Below are 25,968 nucleotides of genomic sequence, written 5' to 3' on the forward strand. Positions count from 1 at the left end.
GAAAATCATAGAAATCTCTTTTTTATTTCTATAATTACTTTAAATTTATATATAAAAGAGGTGTAATACATGGCGAAACAAAAAACAAAAACAGAGCAACAACAGCAGCGTTTTGGTGATAGTATGATAGATGAAGTAATACTAATTATTATTGTAGTTATTTGTATTGTTGTGTTGATTAGTTTACTCACCAAAAAAATGGGTATATTAGGCACTGCATTAGGGAGCGGTCTAAAAGGACTTTTAGGTATTAGCAGCATATTATTGCCTTTGTCAGTTATTATATATTGTTGTTGGCTTTTGGGCAGCGAACAAAAGAAAAATCGAGAAGTACGTGTTGCAGGAATAGCACTTTTTCTCGTTACAATTAGTGCATTAGCACACGTTATCAATCCCATTGAAACGTCTATTATGGCAAATTTAGCAGAAATTATACAGTCTTACTATCAAGAGGGAGAATTTACTAATGGTGGTGTACTAGGAGGAATATTAGGTGGTATTGTAAAAAAAGCATTTGGTAAAATTGGTGCAGGTATTATTTGGAGTGCTATACTACTTATTTCGCTTATTATGTCAACAGGAAAATCTTTTTTTAAAGGGGTAAAAAATAAAAAAAAGCAATACCATGAAAGACGACAACAAATGCAAACATCTAAAGTAAAAGAAATACCATTACAAGTAGTACCTAAAGTACCAAAAACACAACCTAAACCTCAGCCTAAACCTCAAATAAAACCTCAGCCTCAGCCTAAATCTCATAAAAAAATGCAGAAAAATCAAAATACAAAAAATAAAGCAAAACAAAAAGGAAATTTTAATATATTGCTGCGTGCAGATGAGGGTTATAATCAAAATAGAGAAGAAATCCCTATTGTTGAAGCAATGGTATTTCAAAATAAAAATAAACAAGAACAAACTTCAGTATTAGAGGCTGCACCAAAAACACCTGTTATATTTGACTATGGTAAAACAGAAAGTGAAGTATTGGCAGAACAGCAGCAAAATATTGTAGAACAACCATATCAACAAGCACCTGATATGGAAGTAAATGAAGTAAATAATGTAGAAACTCAATCAGATATACAAACAGATGCAGAAAAAGAAAAAAGAGAAGAAATGCGTCGTAGAAGAATAGAAAGAGAAAAGCTCAGAGAGCTAGAAAGACAGCAACAAAAACTATTAGAATTAGAAAGACAACAGCAACAACAATTACAACAGCAAAATCAAATATCATCAGATAAGCAAAATATAGATAGCAAACAAGAATTAACGCAACAGCAAAATACAGAAGAACAAAATCAAACAAATACTGTTCGTTATATGATATTTGAAGAAGAACAAAATCAACCTCTAGAACAAGCAGAAGAAGTAAAAAGTGATACAGAAGATATTGCAGATGTATTAGCACTGCTTAATAGTATTCATTTTGAAGAAGAAGTAGAAAAAGTAACTCAAAATGCAAACGAAAATACACAAGATATTATGGAAATTATAGCAGATTGGGCAGAACAGGAGCAAGAAATACCACAAAGCAATGGTTTATCACTTGTTTTAGCAGAAGACGATACAGAGCAAATAGAAGAAATAGCACAAAAAAAAACAGAAGAAGTAGAAGCAGAAGACACCATAATACAAAAATCTGATGAAATATCTAAACAGCAATATGTTATAGAACAGTCAGAAGTAACAGAAACTTTACATACAGAAGAAATAAATGATAACCAACAGAAAAAAGAACAAATTCAAAATAATACAGAACAAACAGAAAATTTACAGCAACAACAAAATATAAATGAAATCACAATAGAACAAATGGAACAGCAGCAAATGGAACAAAAACAAGAAATAGAACAAATAGAAAATATACCACAAATAGAAGAAACACCAACACAGCAAATCAATGAAACACAGGAAATAGAAGAAATACCACAACAATTAGAAGAAATAGAGCCATTAGAAGAAACAAAACAATTAAAAGAAATAGAACAAACAAAAAAAGAATATATATTTCCTCCTTTTGATTTACTTAGTAGAAAACAGGCAATACAAAGTAGTGAGTCAAAATCAGAAATGCTTGTTAATGCCAAAAAGTTAGAAACAACACTAAAAAGCTTTGGTGTAGATGCAAAAGTCATACAAATTAACAAAGGGCCTACTGTTACAAGATATGAACTTTCCCCTAGTCAAGGAGTAAAAGTAAGCAAAATAGTGAATTTAGCAGATGACATTGCATTAAATTTAGCAGCTTCTGGTATTCGTATAGAAGCACCAATTCCAGGCAAAGCAGCAGTAGGCATAGAAGTACCTAATAAAGAAGCACAATCAGTTTCATTAAGAAGTGTTTTGGAAAGTGAAACATTTCAAAAATTTCCTTCAAAACTTGCTTTTGCATTGGGAGAAGACATTACTGGACAACCTATTGTAACAGACATAGCTAAAATGCCCCATTTATTGATTGCAGGTGCAACAGGTTCTGGCAAAAGCGTTTGTATTAACACACTTATTACAAGTATATTATATAAAGCAAAACCAGAAGAAGTAAAATTGCTTTTAGTAGACCCTAAAGTAGTGGAGTTAAGTATTTATAATGGTATTCCTCATTTACTTATACCTGTTGTGACAGACCCTAAAAAAGCCTCTGCGGCATTAAATTGGGCAGTTCGTGAAATGCTTGAAAGATATAACGATTTTGCAGAAAATGGTGTTCGTGATATAAAAGGCTATAATGCTATGAAAAAAGAAAAAGGTGAAAGTGATTTTATGCCTCAAATTGTCATTATTATTGATGAATTGGCTGATTTAATGATGGCAGCACCTGGAGAAGTGGAGGACTCTATATGCAGATTGGCACAGATGGCACGTGCAGCAGGTATGCACTTAATTATAGCAACGCAAAGGCCTTCTGTAGATGTCATTACAGGAGTAATAAAGGCAAATATTCCTTCTCGTTTGGCATTTGCAGTATCTTCAGGTATTGATTCACGTACTATATTGGATATGACAGGAGCAGAAAAACTACTTGGAAAAGGAGATATGTTATTCTACCCTCAAGGAATGAGCAAACCAGTCAGAATACAAGGTGCTTTTTTATCAGATAAAGAAGTAGAAAGCATTGTACAGTTTGTAAAAACTGACAACACAAAACAATACGATAAAGAAATGATTGATAAAATTACAGCAACAGCAAAAACAGATACAGATACAGAAAATGAAGACGAATTTTTTGACAGTGCTGTAGAACTTGTGATACAAAAACAAAAAGCTTCTACTTCTATGCTTCAAAGGCAATTCAGAATAGGTTATAATAGAGCAGCAAGGCTTATGGAAGCATTAGAACAGAAAGGTATTGTAGGACAAGAAGAAGGCAGTAGACCTAGAAAAGTACTTCTTACAAAACAACAATGGGAAGAAACAACAGAACTAGAATAAATTTTAAAAATGCAGTATTTGCTTTATCACAAATACTGCATTTTTTTAAATAAGGAGAAGATATTGTGTCAAATATTATTATGCTTCATAAAAAATGTAGTGAATATATTTCTATGAGTAATGGCTTAACATCTGTTTTTATTGATGTAATGTTACTAAGTGGTTCTCAAATTGCTCAAACACAACAACAAAAAAATCTTATTATATGGTTGTCAGAAAAAGACCAAAGTAAAGTTGGCATAGGAGCAGTAGGATTTGCTATTTGTGATATGCCTTGGGATATACAGACATTTGAACAAGATAAATCATTTTTAATCAAAACAGCTTTAGAAGTAAAAAATAAATTGATGTGGGAGTATTTAAACTATACACCAAATGAAGAAATGCTTTTTTACTGTATTGATAAATTTATTGAACTTGTATCAAATATGAATACAACATATATTCAAAATGAAATATTACAGCAATGGCTTTCAGAAGAACAGCTTTATTATTACAAGTGTTCTAAACACCATACATTACTTACAATATTTGGGTGTCATATATGTAACAATTCCTAATGTTTATACAACATTGCCATTTGTTTATAAACAAAATCAGGAGCACAAGAAACAAAAATATTATTTTGAGGCATTTTATCTGCAACATAAAAATTATATATATAAATATTGTAATTCCATATTCCATCCCAATCTATACTACGTTCATTCCATATGATACGACCATATTGATATTGTTTTAATATAAAAGCAACTTCATTGATACAATTTTTTCTATAATATTGAGATTGTATATTATGATAGTCTTTATTATGTCCTCTTCTATAGTTATGATAACAAATTTCATATTCATATTGATTTTGGCAGATAGTAACATTATGTAAATGCAATTTTTCAATAGAAGAATAACAATAAATTTTTTTTCTAGTATGAGATGTATTTATAAATTTTGTATTATGTTGATAAAAATATTGATTATGCAACATAACATTATCGTATGTATCTGTTTGGGGTAATACATAGGCAAAAGGAAATTGTTTTCGTGCATTTGCAAATTTTGCACCTCTTTCCATTTTGTCCCAAGTAAGTTTTACACTTTGTACTATCAACATAATATTCCCCCTTTTTATCATCATACAACTAAAAAACATTTTATGCAATCATTAGAGATATTTGTTGACAAAAGTATTTGATTATAGTAACATAACTTTAATGTCATATGACTGACGGAAGTGGAAATAAAACCACATGGAGTATGACTTGTAAATTATGCCGACCGTCTGGGCAAACTGCTCAGCCTGTTGGCTTTTTTTAATAGGCTAAATAGTGTTTTTGAAAATGAAAAGGAGAGATGTCTTCATGAAAACAGATTTACAAATTGCACAAGAGTGTACTATGGAACACATTGAAAAAATCGCACAAAAAGCAGGTATTCCTACAGAATACATTGAATGTTACGGAAAATACAAAGCAAAAATCAGTAGTGAATACTATGACAAAATAAAAGAGAACAAAGATGGCAAATTAATATTAGTAACAGCAGTCAATCCTACTCCTGCAGGAGAAGGTAAAACAACTGTAACAATAGGCTTAACACAAGCACTTCAAAAACTGGGCAAAAACGCTATTGCAGCATTAAGAGAACCCTCTCTTGGTCCTTGTATGGGTATTAAAGGTGGTGCAGCAGGAGGCGGTTATGCACAAGTCGTACCTATGGAAGACATTAATTTACACTTTACAGGAGATTTACACGCTATCACAACAGCAAACAATTTACTTTCTGCTATGGTAGACAACCACATTCAACAAGGCAATGCTTGCAATATTGACGTAAGAAGAATTGTTTGGAAACGTGTATTAGATATGAACGACAGAGCATTACGTCAAGTAGTAGTTGGTTTAGGAGGAAAAGCACACGGTGTACCTCGTGAAGACGGTTTTCAAATTACAGTAGCATCTGAAATTATGGCAATATTCTGTTTAGCAAAAGATTTAAAAGATTTAAAACAAATGTTAGGTAAAATTATTGTTGGCTATAATTATAATGATGAGCCTGTAACAGCACATGATATAGGTGCAGATGGCGCTATGACAGCATTGTTAAAAGATGCTTTACAACCTAATTTAGTACAAACATTAGAAAATACACCTGCATTAATACATGGTGGACCATTTGCAAATATTGCTCATGGTTGTAACAGTGTTAGAGCAACACAAACTGCATTAAAATTAGCAGACTATGTTGTTACAGAAGCAGGTTTCGGTGCAGATTTAGGTGCAGAAAAATTCTTCGATATTAAATGTCGTAAAACAGCATTAAAACCAGATGCAGTAGTATTAGTAGCAACAGTAAGAGCATTAAAATATAATGGTGGTGTTGCAAAAGCTGACTTAAGCAATGAAAACTTAGAAGCATTAAAAAGAGGCTTTGTAAATTTAGAAAAGCATATTGAAAATATACAAAAATTCAACGTACCTGTTATTGTTACATTGAACCATTTTGTAGCAGATACAGATGCAGAAGTTGCTTATATAAAACAACGTTGTGAAGAAATGGGAGCAGATTTTGAAGTAGCTCATGTTTGGGCAGATGGCGGTGCTGGTGGCAAAGCATTGGCACAAAAAGTATTGCACACATTAGAAAACAAAAAAAGTAATTTTACATTGTTATATGAAGATAATATGACAATTGAACAAAAAATAAATAAAGTTTGTAAAGAAATTTACGGTGCAGGTGCTGTAAACTTTACACCAGCAGCAAAAAAGACATTACAACAGATTACAAAATTAGGTTTTGAACATTTTCCTGTTTGTATGGCAAAAACACAGTATTCTCTTTCTGATGACCCTAATGTTTTAGGCAGACCAGAAGGATTTACTGTAACAGTAAAAGAAATACGTATTTCTGCTGGTGCAGGATTTATTGTAGCACTTTTAGGGGATATTATGACAATGCCAGGATTGCCAAAAGCACCTGCAGCATTAAATATTGATATTGATGAAAGTGGAAATATTGTAGGATTGTTCTAAAATCAAAATAATATTTTTTACAAACAAGCCCAAGCAAACGCTTGGGTTTGTTTCAAAGTTTTATAAATTATGGAGGTTAATTATGAGTGCAAAAATAATTGATGGAAAAGCAATTTCATCAGACATAAAACAAGAAGTCAAAACAGAAGTAGAACAATTAAAAATAAGTGGCATCATTCCATGTCTTGCTGTAGTGCTTGTAGGAGAAAACAGTGCTTCTAAAGTATATGTAAACAACAAAAAAAAGGCTTGTGAAAATTGTGGTATTGCTTCTATATCTTATGAACTACCAGAAACCACTACAGAAGCAGAATTATTGGAATTAGTACAAAAATTAAACGATGATAAAAAAGTAAATGGTATATTAGTACAATTACCCTTACCAAAGCACATTGATGATACCAAAGTAATATTAGCTATATCACCAGAAAAAGATGTAGATTGTTTTCACCCTCAAAATGTAGGGGCATTGCATACAGGAGGAGAGGGATTTTTACCTTGCACACCAGCAGGTATATTAGAATTGATAAAAAGAAGCGATTGTGACATTACTGGAAAAGAATGTGTTGTAATAGGCAGAAGCAACATTGTAGGAAAACCTGTAGCAATGCTTTTACTTCAGCAAAACGCTACTGTTACAATATGTCATTCCAAAACAAAAAATTTAGCAGAGGTATGCAGACGTGCAGACATTATCGTAGTAGCAACAGGAAAAAGAAATACATTAACAAAAGATATGATAAAACAAGGTGCAGTAATAATTGATGTAGGCATGAACAGAGATGAGCAAGGAAAACTTTGCGGTGATGTAGATTTTGAACAAGTAAAACAAGTAGCAGGAGCAATTACACCAGTACCAGGTGGTGTTGGGCCTATGACTATCGCTATGCTTATGAAAAATTGCTTGACAGCAGCAAAAAAACAATCATAATAGTGATAAAAGAAAGTTTTTATTTTTTAATAAAAGTTGCGAAAGCAGTAAGGGAGGATACCATATGGCAGCAACAGTTGCATTTACTTCTTTAGGGTGTGACAAAAATAGAGTAGATAGTGAAGTAATGTTAGGAATATTGCGTAAAAACGGCTTTGAAATCGTAGCTGATGAACAAAAAGCAGATTTAATTGTAATAAACACCTGCTGTTTTATAAAAGATGCTCTAGAAGAAAGTATTGAAACCATATTAGAAATGGCAGAATACAAAAAAAATGCTGTTTGTAAAGGTATTATTGTAGCAGGTTGTTTAGGGCAAAGATATGAAAAAGAAATATTTCAAGAAATGCCAGAAGTTGATGCTATAGTAGGCACAACAGCATATGAAGATATTGCAGAAGTAGCAAATCGTATATTACAAGGGGAAAAAAGTATAAAACATATTCAAAGCATTGACAAAGCTATGATAAATGAAAATGCAAAACTTCGTATGGTTTCTACAGCAGGTTATTACGCATATTTAAAAATATCAGAAGGTTGTGATAATCACTGCACTTATTGTGCCATACCCAGTATGAGGGGAAAGCATAGAAGTCGTACAATAGAAAGCCTTGTAGAAGAAACAAAATTATTAGCAAAACAAGGTGTAAAAGAAATTGTTATTGTGGCACAAGATACTTCTATCTATGGTAGAGATTTATATGGCGAGCCAAAACTGCATATACTTTTGGAAAAACTTTGTGCTGTGGAAGACATTGCATGGATACGTCTTTTATATTGTTATCCTGAAACACTTACAGATGAAACAATACAAGTTATGGCAAAACAATCTAAAATATGTCATTATATTGACTTACCTATACAACACGCTAATGATACTATATTAAAAAAAATGGGTAGAAAAAGCACTCAAAAAATATTAAAAGAAAAAATAACAAAATTAAGAGAAGCTATGCCTGATATTGCTATACGTACTACATTTATAGTAGGATTTCCTCAAGAAACACAACAGGAATTTGAGGACTTAATGCAGTTTACACAAGAAATGCGTTTTGAAAAATTAGGTGTATTTTGTTATTCTCAAGAAGAAGGCACACCAGCGGCAAATATGGACTATCAAATAGAAGAAGAAATAAAAGAACAGAGAAAAAATGCTGTTATGGAATTACAGAAATCTATATCTGCACAATACTGTCAAAAGCAAATCAATACCATAAAAGAAGTAATTGTAGAGGGAAAATTACCTCAAGAAAATATTTATTGTGGTAGAACAATGCAGGACGCACCAGATATTGATGGACTTGTATTTTTTTCATCAGAAGAAGAGTTACTTTCTGGAGATTTTATAAAAGTGGCTGTAAAAGAAGCAAGTGACTACGATTTGATTGGAGAGTTATATTATGGAAATGAATTTAGCAAATAAGTTAACAACACTTCGTGTTGTGCTGATACCTGTATTTTTAATAGTATTGCTTTCTTCTTTTCTTTCAGAGCCTTTTGATAGATATGTTGCAGTAGCAATATTTATTGTGGCATCTATTACAGATTTTTTAGATGGATATATTGCAAGAAGTAGAAACATGGTAACTAATTTTGGCAAATTTATGGACCCTTTAGCAGATAAATTGCTAGTATGTTCTGCATTGATTGCTATGGTAGAATTAGATGACTTACCTGCTTGGGTAGCAATTATTATATTAAGCAGAGAATTTGCTATTACAGGATTTCGTACGCTTGCTATGGAAGCAAATATTGTTATGGCAGCAAGTTGGTGGGGCAAAATTAAAACCACAACACAAATGATAATGATTATTGTTGTTTTACTTAATATAAACGGTATGGAAATAATAGAATTTATATTGATACTACTAGCAACATTTTTTACTATAGTGTCTGGTGTGGATTATATTGTAAAAAATAAAAATGTTTTAAAAGGATAATTTTATTGATAAAGCCAAAGTATATATTACTTTGGCTTATTTTTTTATTATCAAAAAGTACTTTACACAAATAATAGTAAAATATAAACAATTGACTATAGCAACTAATAGTAAAAATGGCAGCAGAATTTTTCTAAAAATGTTATCATAAAAATAAAACAGAAAATTATGTATTAATATTTCAGATATATGAAACAAAACACCATTGGATATACTTGTATAAAAATAGTTTGTATGATAAAGTTTTGACAAGGCTTTCTATATCAATAATAAAGGAGGAATTTATAATGAAAGCAGAAATTATTGCAGTAGGAACAGAAATATTATTAGGCGACATACTAAACACAAATGCACAATATTTAGCACTACAATTAGCAAAATTAGGTATTGATGTATATTATCAGACTGTCGTAGGAGATAATCCAGAAAGATTAGAAAACACTATATTTCACGCATTTTCAAGAGCAAATGTCATTATTACAACAGGAGGACTTGGCCCTACAGAAGATGACCTCACAAAAGAAACAGGTGCAAAATATTTTGAAGAAGAATTAGTTCTTGATGAAAGAGCATTGAAAAGAATAGAAAATTATTTTAACAAAACAGGTAGAAAAATGACAGAAAATAATAGAAAACAAGCTTATGTACCTAAAAATAGTAAAGTACTCTATAATGATAATGGTACAGCACCTGGTATTATTATAGAAAAAAATAATAAAATATTGGTTATGCTACCTGGTCCTCCTAAAGAAACTGTACCTATGTTTGAAAAACAAGTGAAACCATTTTTATCACAAAAACAAGAATATACATTTGTATCTCGTGTATTGCGTATTGCTGGAGTAGGAGAAAGTGCTATGGAAACTATGGTAAAAGATTTAATTGATAATCAAACAAATCCAACCATTGCACCTTATGCCAAAGATTCTGAGTCACTTTTAAGAATTACAGCAAAAGCACAAAATAAACAGCAAGCAGAAGAATTGATAGCACCTGTTGCAGAAGAAATATATCGTCGTTTTGAACACAACATTTATGCAGAAGGAGAAACAAATATGCAGACAGTAGTGGCAGAACTTTTGTTAAAAAAACAAAAAACAATTTCTACAGCAGAGTCCTGTACAGGCGGAGCAATTGCTTCTGCATTAGTAGAATATGCAGGTATTTCTTCTGTATTTTTAGATGGCTGCGTTACTTATTCTAATGCTTCAAAACAGAATAGATTAGGTGTAAAATCAGAAACTCTTCAAAAATATGGTGCTGTTAGTGCAGAAACTGCAAAAGAAATGGCAGAAGGTGCAGCAAAAACAGCAGGTACAAATATAGGACTATCTACAACAGGCGTTGCAGGGCCAGACGGAGGAACAGAACAAAAACCAGTAGGATTAGTTTATATTGGTTTAACAATAGATGGTGTGACAAAAACAAAAGAATGTCATTTTGTAGGCAATAGAGAAAAAATACGTGTCAGAACAGTTTACACTGCATTGGATTGGTTAAGAAGGGAACTTTTGAAATGAGACAATACAAAGGCGATATTATGCTGATTGGAGCATCTGCAGTAGGAGGTACAGGTTTTGTATTTTTAAAATATCTTTTGGAAATGCAATATAGTGCTTTTCAAATTATTATGGTACGCTTTTTGATAGCGACGATATTGCTTTGTATTGTTTATTATAAACAATTAAAGCACATTACAGTACAAGAATGGAAAAATGGAAGTATATTAGGTATATTTTTATTTTGGGTTTTTGCACTTTTGATATTAGGTCTGCAATACACAACACCTTCTGTAAATGCTTTTTTAGGCTCTTTACCAGCAGTTATAGTGCCTTTTATACTTTGGGGTATATTTCATAAAAAGCCAAATACGATTTGTTTTCTATCAGCAGCACTTACAATGGTAGGAATTACTGTACTTTCTGATACAAATGGTTTACATGGTGGCTTAGGTATGATATTGTCATTTGGTTCTTCTGTAGCATTTGCATTTCAAATGACATTTATGGATAAGTTTTTGAAACAAGGAGATGCACTTCATTTAGCATTAGTAGAACATATTGTTGTATTGGTATTATCCTTTATTGTAGTGCTAAAACAATATAATATTACTTTTCCCGTTATTACATTATCTGCATTAAAATACTTTTTACTTTTAGGAATAGTTTGTACTGCAATATATTTTGTATTGCAGTCAATAGGGCAAAAATATACAAAGCCCTCTAGTGCTGCAATCATATTAACAACAGAGTCTGTTTTTGCTTCTATTTTTGCAGCAGTGTTGTATGGAGAACGTTTATCATTGAGAGAATATGCAGGCTGTGCAATTATATTTTTTGCAGTAATATTAGCGGAGAAAAAACCAAATACAAATAGCATCAAAAACAATGGTTGACGAAAATAGAGTTTTGATTTATAATAAGAACATAAGTTCGATATTTTTGATAGCAGAAAGGGTGGCTTCATAACTATGGCAGAAAAAAAAGGTTCTAAAAAATTTGAAGAAATTAAACCAGAAGATAAACAAAAAGCATTAGAAGCAGCATTAACTTATATTGAAAAACAGTTTGGAAAAGGTTCTGTTATGAAATTAGGAGATAATTCTGCAAAAATGAATGTAGAAGTAATTCCTACAGGTTCATTAAGTCTAGATATTGCTTTAGGTGTGGGAGGTATTCCAAAAGGTAGAATTATAGAAGTATATGGTCCTGAGTCTTCTGGTAAAACAACTATGGCACTTCATATGGTTGCAGAAGTACAAAAACAAGATGGTATCGCAGGTTATATTGATGCAGAGCATGCTATGGACCCTGTATATGCTAAAGCATTAGGAGTAGATATTGACAACCTATATATTTCACAGCCAGATGATGGCGAACAGGCACTTGAAATTGCAGAAACTATGGTTAGAAGTGGTGCAATGGATATTGTAATTGTAGACTCTGTAGCAGCACTTGTACCACGTGCTGAAATACAGGGAGAAATGGGCGACTCTCATATGGGACTGCAAGCAAGACTAATGTCACAGGCATTAAGAAAATTGACAGGTATTACAAATAAATCGAAATGTTCTGTAGTATTTATAAACCAGCTTCGTGAAAAAATAGGTATTACATTTGGTAATCCAGAAACAACAACAGGAGGTAGAGCATTAAAATTTTATGCTTCTGTTCGTATAGATATTAGAAAAGCAGACGCACTCAAACAAGGAGATAGCGTTGTTGGTAATCGTACAAAAGTAAAAATTGCTAAAAATAAAGTAGCCCCACCTTTTAAAACAGCAGAATTTGATATTATGTATGGACAAGGTGTTTCAAAAGAAGGTGATATATTAGATTTAGCAGCAGAAATTGATGTCATAAATAAAAGTGGTGCATGGTATTCTTATAAAGAAACACGCATAGGGCAAGGTAGAGAAAATGCTAAAATTTATTTAAAAGAGCATCCAGAACAATGTAAAGAAATTGAAATGGAAGTTAGAAAATATTATCATTTACCTGTAGATGGCCAAATTTTAGAAGAAATTGAAGAACAACAAGAAAATGAAATACTTTCTGAACAATTTGACGATTTAGAACAACAGAAAACAGACAATATAGAAGAAAACGAATAATATAGTATAAATATAATAGCAGAAATTAAAATTTCTGCTATTATATTGCCCTAAACTAAAGTATATTATTTTTCTATTTTTTCAAATATTGCACCATTTTGTGGTACAACACCAAAAGTAGTATCAAATATAGTTATTTTAGAAGATTGTTCTTCTAAAAAACACAATGTATTTTCATCAATCATTTCAAATATATAATGATATTTATCATCACTTGTTGTACAAGTCAAAATATTATCATTTATTTTATATATTCCAATATTCATATAATAAGAAAGTGCATCATAACAAAATATAAAACTTTTTTGTTTCGTATCTATTGAAATTGTTGGTGCTACTTTTTCACTATTTTGTTGTTCTTGACTTAATTTCATTTTATAAATTCCAGATGTCATTATTTTTGTGTCATTTTTATTACAAATCATTAACACAAACAAAAAGCATATTGTTACAATAATGAAAATATATTTTCTCATAAATATCTCTTTTTATATTTCTGTTTTTCTCATAGGAGGTAGTGGGCGATTTGTCAAAAGTGCTCTTTCTACACTCCAATAAAAATTTTCTTCTCCCAACATATCATATAAACCACTTCTATGCATCATTTCCATAGCACGAGTAGGCAGACCACAAACTACTACATCAATACCTCTTTTTTGAAAATCTTCTAACAATTCTATCATAATTTGAGCACAAGAAATATCAATATTAGATACCCCTCTCATAGAAAACAGCAATGTATCACAATTTTGTAAATGATTTGGTATATCTGCTACTGTTTGTGTATTAGCAAATATCATAGGACCTGTAATATAAGCTACTCTTGCATTATTATATCTTTCGCAAAGTACAGGGTCGTCCACTTTCATTCTTGCCATATCCACATTTTCATAATTGATTTCAATATGAGAAAGCTGTACTACAAGGAATATCAGACCAATTAATACACCAATAATAATCGCTGTTGTTAAGTCAAATAATATTGTTGCTAACATTGTTGCTATGTATTCTAACATTGCCCCTTTAAATTTATGTGTTAATATATAGTGAATAGCAATCCATTCATTCATGCGAAAAGCTGTTACCATCAAAACGCCTGCTAATGCTGCCAATGGAATTTTTGACATAACATCTCCCAATAAAAACATTGAAATCAAAAGTCCTACTGCATGAAAAACACCTGTTAATCTTGTTTTTGCACCAGATTTAATTGCTACACTAGTACGAGCGATTGCTGCTGTAGCTGGAATTCCTCCAAAAAATGGCAATATCAGATTACCAATACCTTGTGCAATTAATTCTTGGTCACTGTCTAATTGTTTTCCTGTCATTCTACCTGCACTTGCACCACAAAGTAAGCTTTCAATCATACCTAATATTGCAATACTAAATGCTGGTGCAATCAATCCTGTTACTTTATCTACACTAATGGCAGAAAATAATAGTCTTTTTTCTGGTAGTAACGTTTTTGGTATTTCTCCTACTACTGCTACATCTAAATCCACACCAATAGAAACTGCTGTTGCTAGTATAATACTAATTAATGATGCTGGCACAATTGCATTCCATTTTTTAGGAAATACAAACATAAATATCATAACGAATACACCTATAGCAACTGCTGTTATATTAGGAGAAAATCCTAATGTTTTATAACTTAATATTTTTTCTAATGTACTACTTCCTTGTGACATTACACCAAAAAAGTTATCTACTTGTCCTAATGCAATAATTACCGCAATACCAGATGTAAATCCTGTAATAACAGGTGCTGGTATAAATGATGTCATTTTTCCTAAATGAAATATACCCGCAAGCAATAAAAAAACACCTGCTAACATTGTTGCAACAAATACACCATCTAAGCCATAAGAAGCAATAATAGACATCAATATTGCTGCCATTGCCCCCGTTGGTCCTGATATTTGATAATATGCTCCTGAAAGCACACTCATTACAATACCTGCAATAATTGCTGTTACCAATCCCGCACCTGCATCTGCACCACTACTAACACCAAATGCTAATGCTAATGGCAATGCTACTGCTGCTACTGTCAAACCTGCCATAGCATCTTTTGCAAGTATCGCACCATTATATCCTTTAAACTCCTGTTTTAATTCCTTTCGGAATGCAGAAAACACAATAAATCCCCCTTTTTTCATACTATCAAAAAATACAACTTTGTATACGAAATACGCAACTTTTTTTATTTTAACAAATATTTCGTAATATTACAATATACCTTAATACTTTGAATAGAACAAATACATGAAAACGTTGTTTTATATAAAAAAACAACATTAAAAATCCAAACAAACAATGCTTTATAATAAATATGTTACAAATATTTATAAATAAATATTGAAATATACTAAAAAACATACTATAATATTTAATAATAATTATTAAGTAATTTTTATTATTATAAAAAAGGAGCGTAACATTTATGGAAATAAAAGGAACACAATCTGAAAAAAATATAAAAGCAGCACTTATGGGAGAGTCTTTAGCTCGCAACAAATATACTTTTTTTGCTGCAATAGCAAAAAAAGAAGGTCATGACGAAATTGCAGAATTATTTGAAAAAATGGCACTAAATGAGTCTACTCATGCCAAACTACTATATACAACATTATATGGTGAATTCTCTGATAGTTTATCTAATTTAAAAGATGCTGCTTCTGGCGAAAACTCAGAATGGACAAATATGTATCCCTCTTTTGCTAAAACAGCAGAAGAAGAAGGTCTTACAGAATTAGCACAGCTTTTTCAAAATATTGCTAAAATAGAACATGATCATGAAAGAAGATTTTTAGAAGCAATGCTACATTTAATGCAAAAAGGTAAAAAGACAACAGAAACACCTGTAACAGTAGAGCAAAAACAAAAAGTAATGGGCTATCGTTGTATGTTTTGTGGTGCTACATATGAACAACGTCCTGATGTTTGTTCAACTTGCCATGCCATTGGTTCTTTTGAGCCTTGCGAAATTTTAAAATAATATTTTTTAAAATAGTCTGTCACTTATCATACTATAAAAATGTGACAGACTATTTCTTAATTATATATAATAATTATTTTATACTATTGTTGTTTTAAAGAGAGCTGTCTTTTTGGTAATGACAATATACCTATTGTAGCAATAATAAATACAAATCCTACAAAATCTATAAAACTAAAATTTTGTTTGAGCCAAATAATAGAAACTACTGTAGCAGATAAAGGTTCTAAGCAGGCAATTAAGCTGCCTTTTGTTGCTCCTACAATGGCAACACCAGCCAAATAACAACAAAAAGCAAATATTGTACCAAATGACAATATAAATAGCATTGCTATCACTGCTCCTATGTCCATTGTACCAGTAAAACTAGTAATAGGGTGAATAGGAGAAATTGCAATACCTGCTAAAAGCATACCCCACCCTATTACAAAAGATGACTCCCATTTTTCTAACATTTTTTTAGGCTGAATAGTATAAAACGCCAATGCAAAAGCAGAAAGTACTCCCCAAAATAACGCTTTTGGTGACAATGCCAAACTATGTAAATTACCATTTGTAGCAAGCAAAAATGTACCAAACAATGCACAAAATACTGCAATACATTCTGCTTTAGTAGGCAACTTCTTTTGTCTTAGTGCCATATAAAGTACAATTAATACAGGGCCTGTATATTGCAATACTGTTGCTGTAGCAGCATTAGAGTATTTTATTGCCACAAAATAAGTATATTGTGCAGGTAACATACCAAATACAGCAAAAATAGGTAATGCTATTTTACATTCTTTTTGCTGCCATATTTCAAACACCTTTTTATTTTCTTTTAGAAATAAATAGCATAAAAGTAAAAATCCTCCTACAAGCAAACGACAAGATACAATCCATTCCAATGAAAATCCTCTTGTTGTTTTTAAAAATTGTCCTACATTACCTGAAATACCCCAACAACAAGCACCAAAAGCAACTAATAAAAATCCCTTCCATTTGTTTTTTATTTGTTGTTCCATACTATAACACCTTTTTTCTTTTATTATTTTCATTCTCGTATCATAACATATTGCTATAAAAAATCAATGTTAAATTGACAATATTTCATATACTTCTCCAAAAATTTAAAAAAATATTGCTAATATTAAAAAAAGATTGTATAATGATAAACATATTGAAAAAAGAGCTTTAAAAAGAAATGTCGAGGGGGGTTTCTGACACATTGTCAGGAATGGAGGCATTTTCTTTAATAGCAGTTTTTGCTATCCCCTGCTATTTTTATATTGATATTTTTTGAAAATTTCGCAGGTGGCTTTGGCTATCTGTTTTTTATTATAAAAAAATGGATAAACTACTCTATAAGCTCTAAAATTTTAGGAGGAGATACTATGATTTATGTTGTAATATTTGCGATTTACATAGGCATTATGATAGCCATAGGTATGTATTTCTCAAATAAAAATGAAAATATGTCTGACTATATTTTAGGTGGACGTTCTTTAAATGTCTGGGTCGCATCATTAAGTGCACAAGCATCAGACATGAGTGGCTGGCTTTTAACAGGTCTTCCAGGACTTGCTTATCTTTCTACCGCTGGAGCACAAGAAGCTATTTGGACAGCTTTAGGACTTGCTATTGGTACGTATTTAAACTGGAAAATTATTGCAAAAAGATTGCGTCAATATACAGAAATTGCAGGTAACTCCTTAACAATGCCTGACTATTTTGAACAAAGATTTCGTGATACTTCCAGAACATTACGTATACTTACAGCACTATTTATTATTGTATTCTTTTTAGTATACACTTCTTCTGCTTTCGTCACAGCAGCAAAACTATTTCAGACTGTTTTTGGTATTTCTTATTTAACAGGGCTTTTAGTGGGTGCTGTCATTGTTGTAATTTATACTTGCTTAGGAGGATTTAAAGCAGTTTGCTGGACAGATTTATTTCAAGGTCTTTTGATGTTTTTTGCTATTATCATAATACCTATTGCAGCAGTAAAATCAATAGGGAGTTTAGATACTACTATGGATATAGTAAATCAAAGCCATGAAGGAATATTAAATATTATACCAAATGGAAATAATATTTCTTGGTTTGTTGTTATCACTGGTATCAGTTGGGGATTTGGTTATTTTGGACAACCTCATATTTTAGCAAGATTTATGGCAATTAGAAGTTCTAAAGAAGTCGCACCTGCACGCTTGATTGCTATGGTATGGGTAATTATTTCACTTTCTTTTGCAATATTAGTTGGTATTTTTGGTATTGCTTATCTAAACCCACCACTGGCAGAGGGTACTCATGAAACTGTATTTATGACAATGGCTATGCGTCTTTTCCACCCTGTCATTGCAGCGATACTTCTTTCTGCTATATTAGCTGCTACAATGAGTACAGCAGACTCTCAGCTTTTAGTAACAGCTTCTTCTATTTCAGAAGATATTTACAAAGCTTTTGTAAAACCTTCTGCAACAGATGCAGAACTTTTGAAATTAAGCAGAATGACAGTGGTAATTATTACTGCGATTGCTGTTGTAATTGGTTTAGACCCTAACAGCAGTATATTCAGTTTGGTTAGTTATGCTTGGGCTGGCTTTGGTTCTGCATTTGGCCCTACTGTGTTACTTTCTCTTTATTGGAGACGTATGACTAGAAAAGGTGCTATTGCTGGTGTAATTACTGGTGGTGTTGTTTCTATTGTATGGGGACTATTAGGCTCTTTAGGAGGCATATTTGAAATCTATGCAATGGTACCAGGTGCAATAACTTCTATATTAGCTATTGTAATATTTAGTTTATTAGACAATCCTCCTTCAAAAGACATGACTGATGAATTTGACTCTTTAAAAAATTGTCATATATAATTTACAAAATTTATTTATAGACCTCGAAAAACAAAGTTGTTCGAGGTCTATATTGTTTATACAATAAATAATTTTATTCTTTTTACACTTTAGCATTGCAAAAAACTCTAAACAATTATAATATAGTAATAATACTATTTTTAAAAGGGGATTATAAATGATTACAATTATTTCAAATAATATTATACAGGAACAAAAACAGCAAACTTTTCTTTCTATTGTCAAAAAAATGGCAGAAGAAAGTAGAAAAGAAAAAGGGTGTATTTCCTATACAATACACCAAAATACACAAAATTCTCTCCATTACTGCATTATAGAACAATGGGAAGATGAAAACGCAATATCGTATCATAATAATACAGAACATTTTAAAACACTTGTACCACAAATCAGAGAATGTAGAACAGAACAAAAACAAATAAATCATTTTCGTATAATGAATATATAGGAAAGGTAATCGTATGAAAAATTTATTAGTAGCACAATCAGGCGGCCCTACTGCGGCAATCAATGCAACACTTTGTGGTGTTATTGAAAAGGGTATTGTAAGCACAGCAATAGAAAAAGTATATGGTGCTCGTAATGGCGTACTTGGTATATTATCAGACAAACTGATAGAATTAAAGCCTACTCTTTTTAATCCAGAAGCATTACAACTTCTTTGTCAGACACCTTCTTCTGCATTAGGTTCTTGTCGTATGAAATTATCCGACTGGAAAGAAAGTAGTTTAGAATATGAAAAAATAATATCTGTACTAAGAAAACACAACATAGGATACTTTGTATACATAGGAGGCAATGACTCTATGGATACTGTAGAAAAATTAGCTTCTTATTGTAAGGCAAAAAATATTAATGATATTAAAATTATTGGAGCTCCTAAAACAATAGATAATGACTTAGCTGAAACAGACCATTGTCCTGGCTTTGGCTCTGCTGCAAAATACATTGCTACCACATTTTCAGAAATTGCTTGCGATTGTCATGTTTACGCAAGACCTTCTGTTAGTATTGTGGAAGTAATGGGCAGAGATACAGGCTGGTTAACAGCTGCATCTGCTTTGGCTAGATGTAATGGTCATGCTTCACCTGATTTAATTTATCTTTCAGAACTTCCTTTTGATATTGAGCAATTTTTAGAAGATTTACAATGTAAACTTTCTGAAAGAATGGCTGTTGTAGTTGCCATTAGTGAAGGATTAAAAAATGAAGAAGGCTATTATATTGCAGAAGCTATGCAAAGTCAACAGACAGATGATTTTGGACATAAAATGCTTGCAGGCACAGGACGTTTTTTAGAGGAAATTGTACGTCATGAAATAGGTTGTAAAGTTAGAAGTATAGAATTAAATGTTATGCAAAGATGTGCTTCCCATATTGCAAGTACTTCTGACATTCATGAAGCTCGTCTTTTGGGAAATGCTGCTGCTGATAGAGTAATAAGTGGCTTTTCTGGCGAAATGGCTTGTATTAAAAGAACAAGTAATACACCTTATCAAATTGAAATTACATTTTCTCCTATTAGCAAAATTGCTAATCGTGTAAAATTTGTACCAAGAAATTGGATTACAGAGCAAGGCAATGATGTAACACAGGAACTCATTGACTACATATTACCTCTTGTACAAGGAGAACTTCCTGTCACATATCGCAACGGCGTTCCTGTTCATTTTAAATTTTAAATATAGTGAAGGAGGGATTTATTATGTTATTAAAAAAAGTAATTTGTTTTACAACAGCTATAATAGTGCTGTCTACAAGTGTTTTAGCCTCTCCTCGTCTGTCTACAGACACTGATGAGGTTACTATTTCTAAAAATAGCGAAGGAGCAGTAAAATTGTTGACTTCTGATGTTCCAAATCATCGTCTGCCTACAGACCCTGACGGTTGGATTACTATTTCTAAAAGCAGTGGAGGCGAAACAAAAGTATTGACTTCTACTGCTCCAAATAATCAAGGTTATGGAAATTATGGAAAAGTTGTGACATCTTATATGTATGTTAATGATGATAATACATTTTGTGTTATAGATTTTAGTAATAATACTATCAATATAGATACATATAATAGCCAAACATACGAATGGATAAAAAATAAAAAAATCGCTATGGAATTACCTCTTTTTGGTGGTGTATATTGTGGCAGTAAATACAATTTTATTGTATTTGGACAAAATAACATTTCTGAAAATGATAATGTAATTACTTTTAAAACAGTAAAATATACTAAAGATTGGGAAAAAATTGGAGCTGCAGATTACAGCAACAATAATACAATAAAACCATTTGAAGTAGGTTCTTTAAGAATGACAGAACATAACAATTATTTATATGTGCGTTCTTGTCATCAAATGTATCAGTCACGTGATGGTTATAATCATCAAGCTAATATTACATACAGTGTAGATATTGATAAAATGGAAATTGCAGACCAATTTAGTAAAGTAATGAATACCGACTATGGTTATGTCAGCCATTCTTTTGACCAATATATTGCTGTAGATGACGGAAAATTAGTAGCACTTGATTTAGGAGATGCCTATCCTCGTTCCGTTGTTCTTACAAAATATAATACAATACTAAACAAAGGAAAATTTTCATCAGATGGTATGTGTTCCTCTGTTGATATGCTCAAAATTGCAGGAAATACAGGAAACAATTACACAGGCGTCACAGTAGGCGGTTTTGAGGTTTCTGAAAATAATTATATTGCTGCAGTTAGCACTATTAATCAAAATAATGGAAATTCTACAAAAAGAGATGTTATGCTTTTAATAACAGATAAAAAAGATAGCAAAAATGTAAAACAAGTAAATATTACAAATTATGCAAATAGTAAAGAAGACTTATCTGCAAGTAAACCATATATTACAAAACTTCCAAATGGAAATTATATGTTATTATGGGAAGTATTTGCTGAAGGTTCTCCTCGTAATATGGAAGTAAAAATAGTAGATGAAAATGGTAATACATCAAAAGAACTAACAGCTGGTACTACTTTTATGGGAATGCTTTCTTCTGATTGTCAACCTATTTGTATTAATGGAAAAGTAGTATGGTATACAAATGGTGTTTCTCCAAGTGGTGAACCAGAAAGAACATTCTATAAATTAGATTTCCATGCTAAAAACTAAATTTATACAATAAAAAAAATCCACTATTACACACAAAATAGTGGATTTTTTTATTATTTTACAATATACACTGTAATATTTTTGATACCCCAGTTTAATGCTTCTGTTCTACTTTCATAGCACAAGTCTATTTTATTTCCTTTAATTGCTCCGCCTGTATCGGCAGCTACACCATAGCCATAGCCTGGTATATATAATTTTGTGCCAAATGGTATCACTTTAGGGTCTACCGCAATAGTTCCCCTTGTTGCCTTTGTTCCTGTATAAGTAATCCCTGTACAACCTGGGTCACCAGGTGTATAGCCTGTCGCCACCACATTTAAAGAAGTATTATTATTTGTTACTGCAGAAGCAGTAACACTCGCTGGCTGTTTTTCTTTCTTTAATTCTACGACTGGAATTGGAATTTCTTCTTTTTTTGTTCCTCTTTCAATAATTTTATTTTTTGCTTCTTTTGTAACTAATTCCTCTACTACTTCAGAAGAAATTAATTCAGCTCCAGAATAGTTCTCCTTTGTAATAATGGATAATTCCCCATTTTCCCCTTCTTGCAATACATTCTCCTTGCCTTCTTCTAAATTAGGATTTTCTCTAATTTCTGTATCATAGGCAATGGTCTCTTTTTTTGTTATCTTCTTTTCCGTGATGGAAGTCAAATCAATGACCATATTTTTCGTTAGTTCTGTGTTTTTGCTGATATCCCCTTGTAACACATAATCAGCAGAAACAATATCATCTAACGTTTTCATTAAATCGCCTACTGTTTCTTTGTCTGTATTTATCATACGAGGTACTCCATCTAAATTGATAATTACAGTTTTTGTGTAGGCGAAGGCCGTATTGCTGCCAATAGCCAGCATAAATACTACAATAGCTATTACTCTAATCAGTCTTCTTGTCATTTTCTCCTCCTCGAATGTCCTATGATGTTGCCTTTGATAGGATAGGACACCCTATTCGTTTTATTTGACATTATTCCTTTTTGATAAATGCCTTGACAGTATTTACAACTATTTTCAGTTGTGCCTATCTTTACTGCATAAAATAAAGATATACCTATTCATGATATATCCTTATCCTGTTACATTTATTATATTAACATATCTGTAATAAATATTCAACATTTTTTATGAAAAAAATAAATTTTTACCGTTTTTTAATGTTATATTCGCTATTTCGATAGGAGAAATCCCTTTTATTTCAGACAATTTTTTTACAACAAATTCCAAATTTCTAGAATCGTTGCGTTTTCCTCTGTAAGGAACAGGTGATAAATAAGGGCTGTCTGTTTCAATCAAAATATGCTTTAATTCAATTTTTTTTGCTACCTCTACCAATTTTTTAGCATTAGAATATGTCAAAACTCCTCCTATTCCTATTAAAAAACCCATTTTTACATATTCCTCTGCCATCTCTACACTGCCCGAATAGCAATGAATAACGCCTTTTTCGACACCACTTTTTTTAATAATATCAAAGCAATCTTGACTAGCTTCTCTTGAATGAATTATTACAGGAATGTGAAGTGATTTCGCAAGTGATAACTGTTTTTTAAACCAATATTTCTGCGTTTCTTTAGAAAAAGTATCATAATGATAGTCTAAACCAATTTCTCCTATAGCAACGCATTTTTTATGTTGTGCCAACTGACGGATTTCTTGTATAGTTTTTTCACTAATGTCATACAGTTCATTAGGGTGTACTCCTGCAGCAAAATAAATATAATCATATTGTTCAGAAAGTTTTTTCCCTATATAAGAACTTTTCAAATCTGAACCACTATTTATTACTACATCAACACCACATTGGGGCAGGCACTCCAAAAGTGCCTGCCTATCTTTATTGAACTGTCTATCATCATAATGTGCGTGAGATTCAAAATACATTAGCTTATGTCCGCTCCACTTGGAATATCATTTTTATCCAATGTCAATAATGAAAGTTTGTCTGCTCCGTCATCTGCACACAACAACATACCATATGACATTTCGCCCATCATTTTCCTTGGTTTCAAATTATAAGCTACTACCACTTTTTTACCAACCATTTCTTCTGGGCTATACCATTTTGAAATACCAGAAAATATCGTTCTTACTTCATCGCCTATTTTTACCTGATTTCTCAACAGTTTATCAGATTTTTCTACTTTTTCACTTGCAACAACTTCTCCTACTTTTAACTGTACTTTAAAAAAGTCATCAATGCTAATTTCAGAAGGCACTTCTGGTTGTTTTTTTTGTTCCTTTTTAGTTTCTTGTTTTTTCTCTTGATTTGCAATAGAACTTGCTTGAGATGCTTTTATTGCTTCTTCTAATTCAGCAATTTCTTTTTTCATATCAATTCTTGGGAATATTACATTTCCTTTTTTTACAGAAAGTGTTTTTGGTAATTTTCCCCATTGTTTTGCACTATCCCATTTTGTAAGTTCTCCAGCTTCTATACCAATTTGTTTCCATATTAATTCTGGTGTATTAGGCATAAATGGCTGAAGCAATATAGAAATAATTCTAATACTTTCTGTTACATTATACAGAGCATTTGCTAATTCAGAATGTTTTGCTTCATCTTTTATCAATATCCAAGGTTGTGTTTCATCAATGTATTTATTTGTTCTGCGAATTAAATTCCAAAGTTCTATTAACGCATCACTAAACATCATTTTATCCATGTCTGCCTCTACTTTTGGTACAATATTTTTTGCAGTTTCTATCAAATCTGCATCAAACTGTGTAGAAGACTGTGTTTCTGGCAATGTACCATTAAAATATTTTTCTATCATGCCTACTGTTCTAGAAACAAGATTACCCAAATCATTCGCCAAGTCTGAATTAATTCTTTGTATCAATGCCTCATTATTGAAATTACCATCTTGTCCAAAAGCAATTTCTCTTAGCAAGAAATAACGTATTGCGTCAACACCATATTTTTCAACCAAAACATTAGGGTCTACCACATTACCTACAGACTTTGACATTTTTCCACCATTGATAACAAGCCAGCCATGTCCAAAAATTTGTTTAGGCAGAGGCAAATTCAATGCCATAAGCATAGCAGGCCATATAATAGAATGGAAGCGTACAATTTCCTTTCCTACCACGTGTACATCTGCTGGCCAATATTTTTGGAATAAACTATCATCATCGCTATTATAGCCCAATGCACTAATATAGTTAGAAAGGGCATCTACCCAAACATATACAATATGTCCGGGGTCAAATTCTACAGGTATACCCCATTCAAATGAAGTTCTACTAACTGCTAAATCCTCTAAACCTGGTTTTAAAAAGTTATTAATCATTTCATTTTGTCTAGTATTAGGCTGTAAAAATTCTGTGTTTTCTTCCATATATTTTATAATTCTGTCTTGATATTTTGAAAGGCGGAAGAAATAACTTTCCTCTTTTACTTTTTCTACTTCTCTACCACAATCTGGACATTTTCCGTCAACAAGCTGATGTTCTGTAAAAAAGGACTCACAAGGAGTACAATACCAGCCTTCATATGTGCTTTTGTAAATATCTCCTTGGTCATAAAGTTGTTTAAATATTTTTTGTACTGTTTTAACGTGGTAATCATCTGTTGTTCTAATAAATTTATCATAAGAAATATTCAATGTTTTCCAAAGCTGTTTAATGCCCACTACAACATTATCAATATATTCTTTAGGTGTCATACCTTGTTTTTTTGCAATTCTTTCTAATTTTTGACCATGTTCATCTGTTCCTGTCAAAAACATAACGTCATAGCCACGTAGTCTTTTATATCTTGCCATAGTATCCGTTGCTACAGTACAATAAGAATGACCTATATGCAATTTATCACTAGGGTAATAAATTGGTGTTGTAATATAAAATTTTTCCAAAAAAATCCCTCCCAAATTTCTACTTTTGCAGTTTCGCAAATTTCGCATGATATGGTAGTATTATATCCGTTTTGGGAAAAAAAAGCAAATTATAGCCCATTTTTTACAAAAAAATTTAATATATTAAAAAATAATAGTATAAAATCCTTTTTTTCATTTGGAAAAAGTCCTC

At 31.7% G+C, this 25,968-nt stretch carries 21 protein-coding genes and 1 riboswitch; of the genes, 14 read left to right on the forward strand and 7 right to left on the reverse strand.

The window, feature by feature from the left end; all coding sequences use genetic code 11:
- The first annotated feature begins 69 nt into the window (after positions 1-69).
- Positions 70-3,429 (forward strand): DNA translocase FtsK 4TM domain-containing protein, encoded by a 3,360-nt coding sequence (locus C820_RS14640; protein ID WP_004035687.1) that lies wholly within the window; start codon positions 70-72, stop codon positions 3,427-3,429.
- Between the two features lie 65 nt (positions 3,430-3,494).
- Positions 3,495-3,989 (forward strand): hypothetical protein, encoded by a 495-nt coding sequence (locus tag C820_RS02290; RefSeq protein ID WP_004035682.1) that lies wholly within the window; start codon positions 3,495-3,497, stop codon positions 3,987-3,989.
- Here C820_RS02290 and C820_RS02295 read toward each other — a convergent pair.
- On the reverse strand, positions 3,986-4,540 hold the full coding sequence (locus tag C820_RS02295; RefSeq protein ID WP_004035681.1) for a hypothetical protein: 555 nt from the start codon (positions 4,538-4,540) through the stop codon (positions 3,986-3,988). The genes C820_RS02290 and C820_RS02295 overlap by 4 nt on opposite strands.
- A gap of 97 nt (positions 4,541-4,637) precedes the next feature.
- Positions 4,638-4,721: riboswitch (ZMP/ZTP riboswitch) on the forward strand.
- Positions 4,722-4,787: 66 nt separating this feature from the next.
- Between C820_RS02295 and C820_RS02300 the strand changes: the two genes are divergently transcribed.
- The 7 genes from C820_RS02300 (at position 4,788) to recA (ending at position 12,942) form a co-directional block, all read left to right on the forward strand.
- Positions 4,788-6,458, forward strand: a complete 1,671-nt coding sequence (locus tag C820_RS02300; protein WP_004035680.1) for a formate--tetrahydrofolate ligase — start codon at positions 4,788-4,790, stop codon at positions 6,456-6,458.
- Positions 6,459-6,540: 82 nt separating this feature from the next.
- Complete coding sequence (gene folD, locus C820_RS02305; protein ID WP_004035679.1) at positions 6,541-7,389, forward strand: bifunctional methylenetetrahydrofolate dehydrogenase/methenyltetrahydrofolate cyclohydrolase FolD; 849 nt, start codon at positions 6,541-6,543, stop codon at positions 7,387-7,389.
- 64 nt (positions 7,390-7,453) lie between these two features.
- Positions 7,454-8,812 (forward strand): 30S ribosomal protein S12 methylthiotransferase RimO, encoded by a 1,359-nt coding sequence (rimO, locus tag C820_RS02310; RefSeq protein ID WP_004035677.1) that lies wholly within the window; start codon positions 7,454-7,456, stop codon positions 8,810-8,812.
- On the forward strand, positions 8,796-9,329 hold the full coding sequence (gene pgsA, locus C820_RS02315; RefSeq protein WP_035296412.1) for a CDP-diacylglycerol--glycerol-3-phosphate 3-phosphatidyltransferase: 534 nt from the start codon (positions 8,796-8,798) through the stop codon (positions 9,327-9,329). Before rimO ends, pgsA begins: the two co-directional genes overlap by 17 nt.
- Positions 9,330-9,616: 287 nt before the next feature.
- The gene (locus C820_RS02320; protein WP_004035672.1) at positions 9,617-10,849 is read left to right on the forward strand and encodes a competence/damage-inducible protein A; all 1,233 of its coding nucleotides are present in this window, start codon (positions 9,617-9,619) and stop codon (positions 10,847-10,849) included.
- Positions 10,846-11,724, forward strand: coding sequence for a DMT family transporter (locus tag C820_RS02325; protein ID WP_004035670.1), 879 nt, complete (start codon positions 10,846-10,848; stop codon positions 11,722-11,724). The genes C820_RS02320 and C820_RS02325 overlap by 4 nt, the downstream gene beginning before the upstream one ends.
- Before the next feature lie 75 nt (positions 11,725-11,799).
- The gene (gene recA, locus C820_RS02330; protein WP_004035667.1) at positions 11,800-12,942 is read left to right on the forward strand and encodes a recombinase RecA; all 1,143 of its coding nucleotides are present in this window, start codon (positions 11,800-11,802) and stop codon (positions 12,940-12,942) included.
- A gap of 65 nt (positions 12,943-13,007) precedes the next feature.
- Here recA and C820_RS02335 read toward each other — a convergent pair whose 3' ends face one another.
- Positions 13,008-13,418: a hypothetical protein gene (locus tag C820_RS02335; protein ID WP_004035666.1), complete on the reverse strand. Its 411-nt coding sequence runs from the start codon at positions 13,416-13,418 to the stop codon at positions 13,008-13,010.
- 12 nt (positions 13,419-13,430) lie between these two features.
- Entirely contained in the window at positions 13,431-15,086 is a 1,656-nt protein-coding gene (locus C820_RS02340) for a SulP family inorganic anion transporter (RefSeq protein ID WP_004035665.1), read from the reverse strand.
- A 305-nt stretch (positions 15,087-15,391) separates the two neighbouring features.
- Between C820_RS02340 and C820_RS02345 the strand changes: the two genes are divergently transcribed.
- On the forward strand, positions 15,392-15,946 hold the full coding sequence (locus tag C820_RS02345) for a rubrerythrin family protein (RefSeq protein ID WP_004035663.1): 555 nt from the start codon (positions 15,392-15,394) through the stop codon (positions 15,944-15,946).
- Between the two features lie 83 nt (positions 15,947-16,029).
- On the opposite strand, the gene C820_RS02350 is transcribed toward C820_RS02345, so the two are convergent.
- On the reverse strand, positions 16,030-16,950 hold the full coding sequence (locus tag C820_RS02350) for a DMT family transporter (RefSeq protein WP_004035662.1): 921 nt from the start codon (positions 16,948-16,950) through the stop codon (positions 16,030-16,032).
- Positions 16,951-17,319: 369 nt separating this feature from the next.
- Between C820_RS02350 and putP the strand changes: the two genes are divergently transcribed.
- From putP to C820_RS02370, 4 genes are all read left to right on the forward strand, one after another.
- On the forward strand, positions 17,320-18,801 hold the full coding sequence (putP, locus tag C820_RS02355) for a sodium/proline symporter PutP (RefSeq protein WP_004035661.1): 1,482 nt from the start codon (positions 17,320-17,322) through the stop codon (positions 18,799-18,801).
- A 157-nt stretch (positions 18,802-18,958) separates the two neighbouring features.
- The gene (locus C820_RS02360; RefSeq protein WP_004035659.1) at positions 18,959-19,249 is read left to right on the forward strand and encodes a putative quinol monooxygenase; all 291 of its coding nucleotides are present in this window, start codon (positions 18,959-18,961) and stop codon (positions 19,247-19,249) included.
- Positions 19,250-19,262: 13 nt separating this feature from the next.
- A complete protein-coding gene (locus tag C820_RS02365) occupies positions 19,263-20,483 on the forward strand; it encodes a 6-phosphofructokinase (RefSeq protein WP_004035658.1) in 1,221 nt (406 codons plus the stop codon).
- Between the two features lie 23 nt (positions 20,484-20,506).
- On the forward strand, positions 20,507-21,934 hold the full coding sequence (locus C820_RS02370) for a hypothetical protein (protein ID WP_004035656.1): 1,428 nt from the start codon (positions 20,507-20,509) through the stop codon (positions 21,932-21,934).
- 53 nt (positions 21,935-21,987) lie between these two features.
- Here the strand turns inward: C820_RS02370 and C820_RS02375 are convergent, their stop codons facing one another.
- The 3 genes from C820_RS02375 to metG all read right to left on the reverse strand — a co-directional run bounded on the left by C820_RS02375 (position 21,988) and on the right by metG (position 25,844).
- The gene (locus tag C820_RS02375; protein ID WP_004035655.1) at positions 21,988-22,836 is read right to left on the reverse strand and encodes a 3D domain-containing protein; all 849 of its coding nucleotides are present in this window, start codon (positions 22,834-22,836) and stop codon (positions 21,988-21,990) included.
- A gap of 225 nt (positions 22,837-23,061) precedes the next feature.
- Positions 23,062-23,820 carry a TatD family hydrolase gene (locus C820_RS02380; RefSeq protein WP_004035654.1) on the reverse strand — a complete coding sequence of 253 codons (759 nt, stop codon included), beginning with the start codon at positions 23,818-23,820 and terminating at the stop codon, positions 23,062-23,064.
- Positions 23,820-25,844 carry a methionine--tRNA ligase gene (metG, locus tag C820_RS02385; protein WP_051057752.1) on the reverse strand — a complete coding sequence of 675 codons (2,025 nt, stop codon included), beginning with the start codon at positions 25,842-25,844 and terminating at the stop codon, positions 23,820-23,822. The genes C820_RS02380 and metG overlap by 1 nt, the downstream gene beginning before the upstream one ends.
- Positions 25,845-25,968 lie beyond the last annotated feature (124 nt).

This window comes from Clostridium sp. MD294, from assembly GCF_000364165.2.
In the GTDB taxonomy this organism is placed as follows: domain Bacteria; phylum Bacillota; class Clostridia; order Lachnospirales; family Anaerotignaceae; genus Coprocola.

Excerpts from the sequence above, each read along its gene's own strand:
- C820_RS14640 (WP_004035687.1), top strand. The coding sequence starts at position 70 with ATGGCGAAACAAAAAACAAAAACAGAGCAACAACAGCAGCGTTTTGGT.
- C820_RS02295 (WP_004035681.1), bottom strand. The coding sequence starts at position 4,540 with ATGTTGATAGTACAAAGTGTAAAACTTACTTGGGACAAAATGGAAAGA.
- C820_RS02300 (WP_004035680.1), top strand. The coding sequence starts at position 4,788 with ATGAAAACAGATTTACAAATTGCACAAGAGTGTACTATGGAACACATT.
- folD (WP_004035679.1), top strand. The coding sequence starts at position 6,541 with ATGAGTGCAAAAATAATTGATGGAAAAGCAATTTCATCAGACATAAAA.
- rimO (WP_004035677.1), top strand. The coding sequence starts at position 7,454 with ATGGCAGCAACAGTTGCATTTACTTCTTTAGGGTGTGACAAAAATAGA.
- pgsA (WP_035296412.1), top strand. The coding sequence starts at position 8,796 with ATGAATTTAGCAAATAAGTTAACAACACTTCGTGTTGTGCTGATACCT.
- C820_RS02320 (WP_004035672.1), top strand. The coding sequence starts at position 9,617 with ATGAAAGCAGAAATTATTGCAGTAGGAACAGAAATATTATTAGGCGAC.
- C820_RS02325 (WP_004035670.1), top strand. The coding sequence starts at position 10,846 with ATGAGACAATACAAAGGCGATATTATGCTGATTGGAGCATCTGCAGTA.
- recA (WP_004035667.1), top strand. The coding sequence starts at position 11,800 with ATGGCAGAAAAAAAAGGTTCTAAAAAATTTGAAGAAATTAAACCAGAA.
- C820_RS02335 (WP_004035666.1), bottom strand. The coding sequence starts at position 13,418 with ATGAGAAAATATATTTTCATTATTGTAACAATATGCTTTTTGTTTGTG.
- C820_RS02345 (WP_004035663.1), top strand. The coding sequence starts at position 15,392 with ATGGAAATAAAAGGAACACAATCTGAAAAAAATATAAAAGCAGCACTT.
- C820_RS02350 (WP_004035662.1), bottom strand. The coding sequence starts at position 16,950 with ATGGAACAACAAATAAAAAACAAATGGAAGGGATTTTTATTAGTTGCT.
- putP (WP_004035661.1), top strand. The coding sequence starts at position 17,320 with ATGATTTATGTTGTAATATTTGCGATTTACATAGGCATTATGATAGCC.
- C820_RS02360 (WP_004035659.1), top strand. The coding sequence starts at position 18,959 with ATGATTACAATTATTTCAAATAATATTATACAGGAACAAAAACAGCAA.
- C820_RS02365 (WP_004035658.1), top strand. The coding sequence starts at position 19,263 with ATGAAAAATTTATTAGTAGCACAATCAGGCGGCCCTACTGCGGCAATC.
- C820_RS02370 (WP_004035656.1), top strand. The coding sequence starts at position 20,507 with ATGTTATTAAAAAAAGTAATTTGTTTTACAACAGCTATAATAGTGCTG.
- C820_RS02375 (WP_004035655.1), bottom strand. The coding sequence starts at position 22,836 with ATGACAAGAAGACTGATTAGAGTAATAGCTATTGTAGTATTTATGCTG.
- C820_RS02380 (WP_004035654.1), bottom strand. The coding sequence starts at position 23,820 with ATGTATTTTGAATCTCACGCACATTATGATGATAGACAGTTCAATAAA.
- metG (WP_051057752.1), bottom strand. The coding sequence starts at position 25,844 with ATGCGAAATTTGCGAAACTGCAAAAGTAGAAATTTGGGAGGGATTTTT.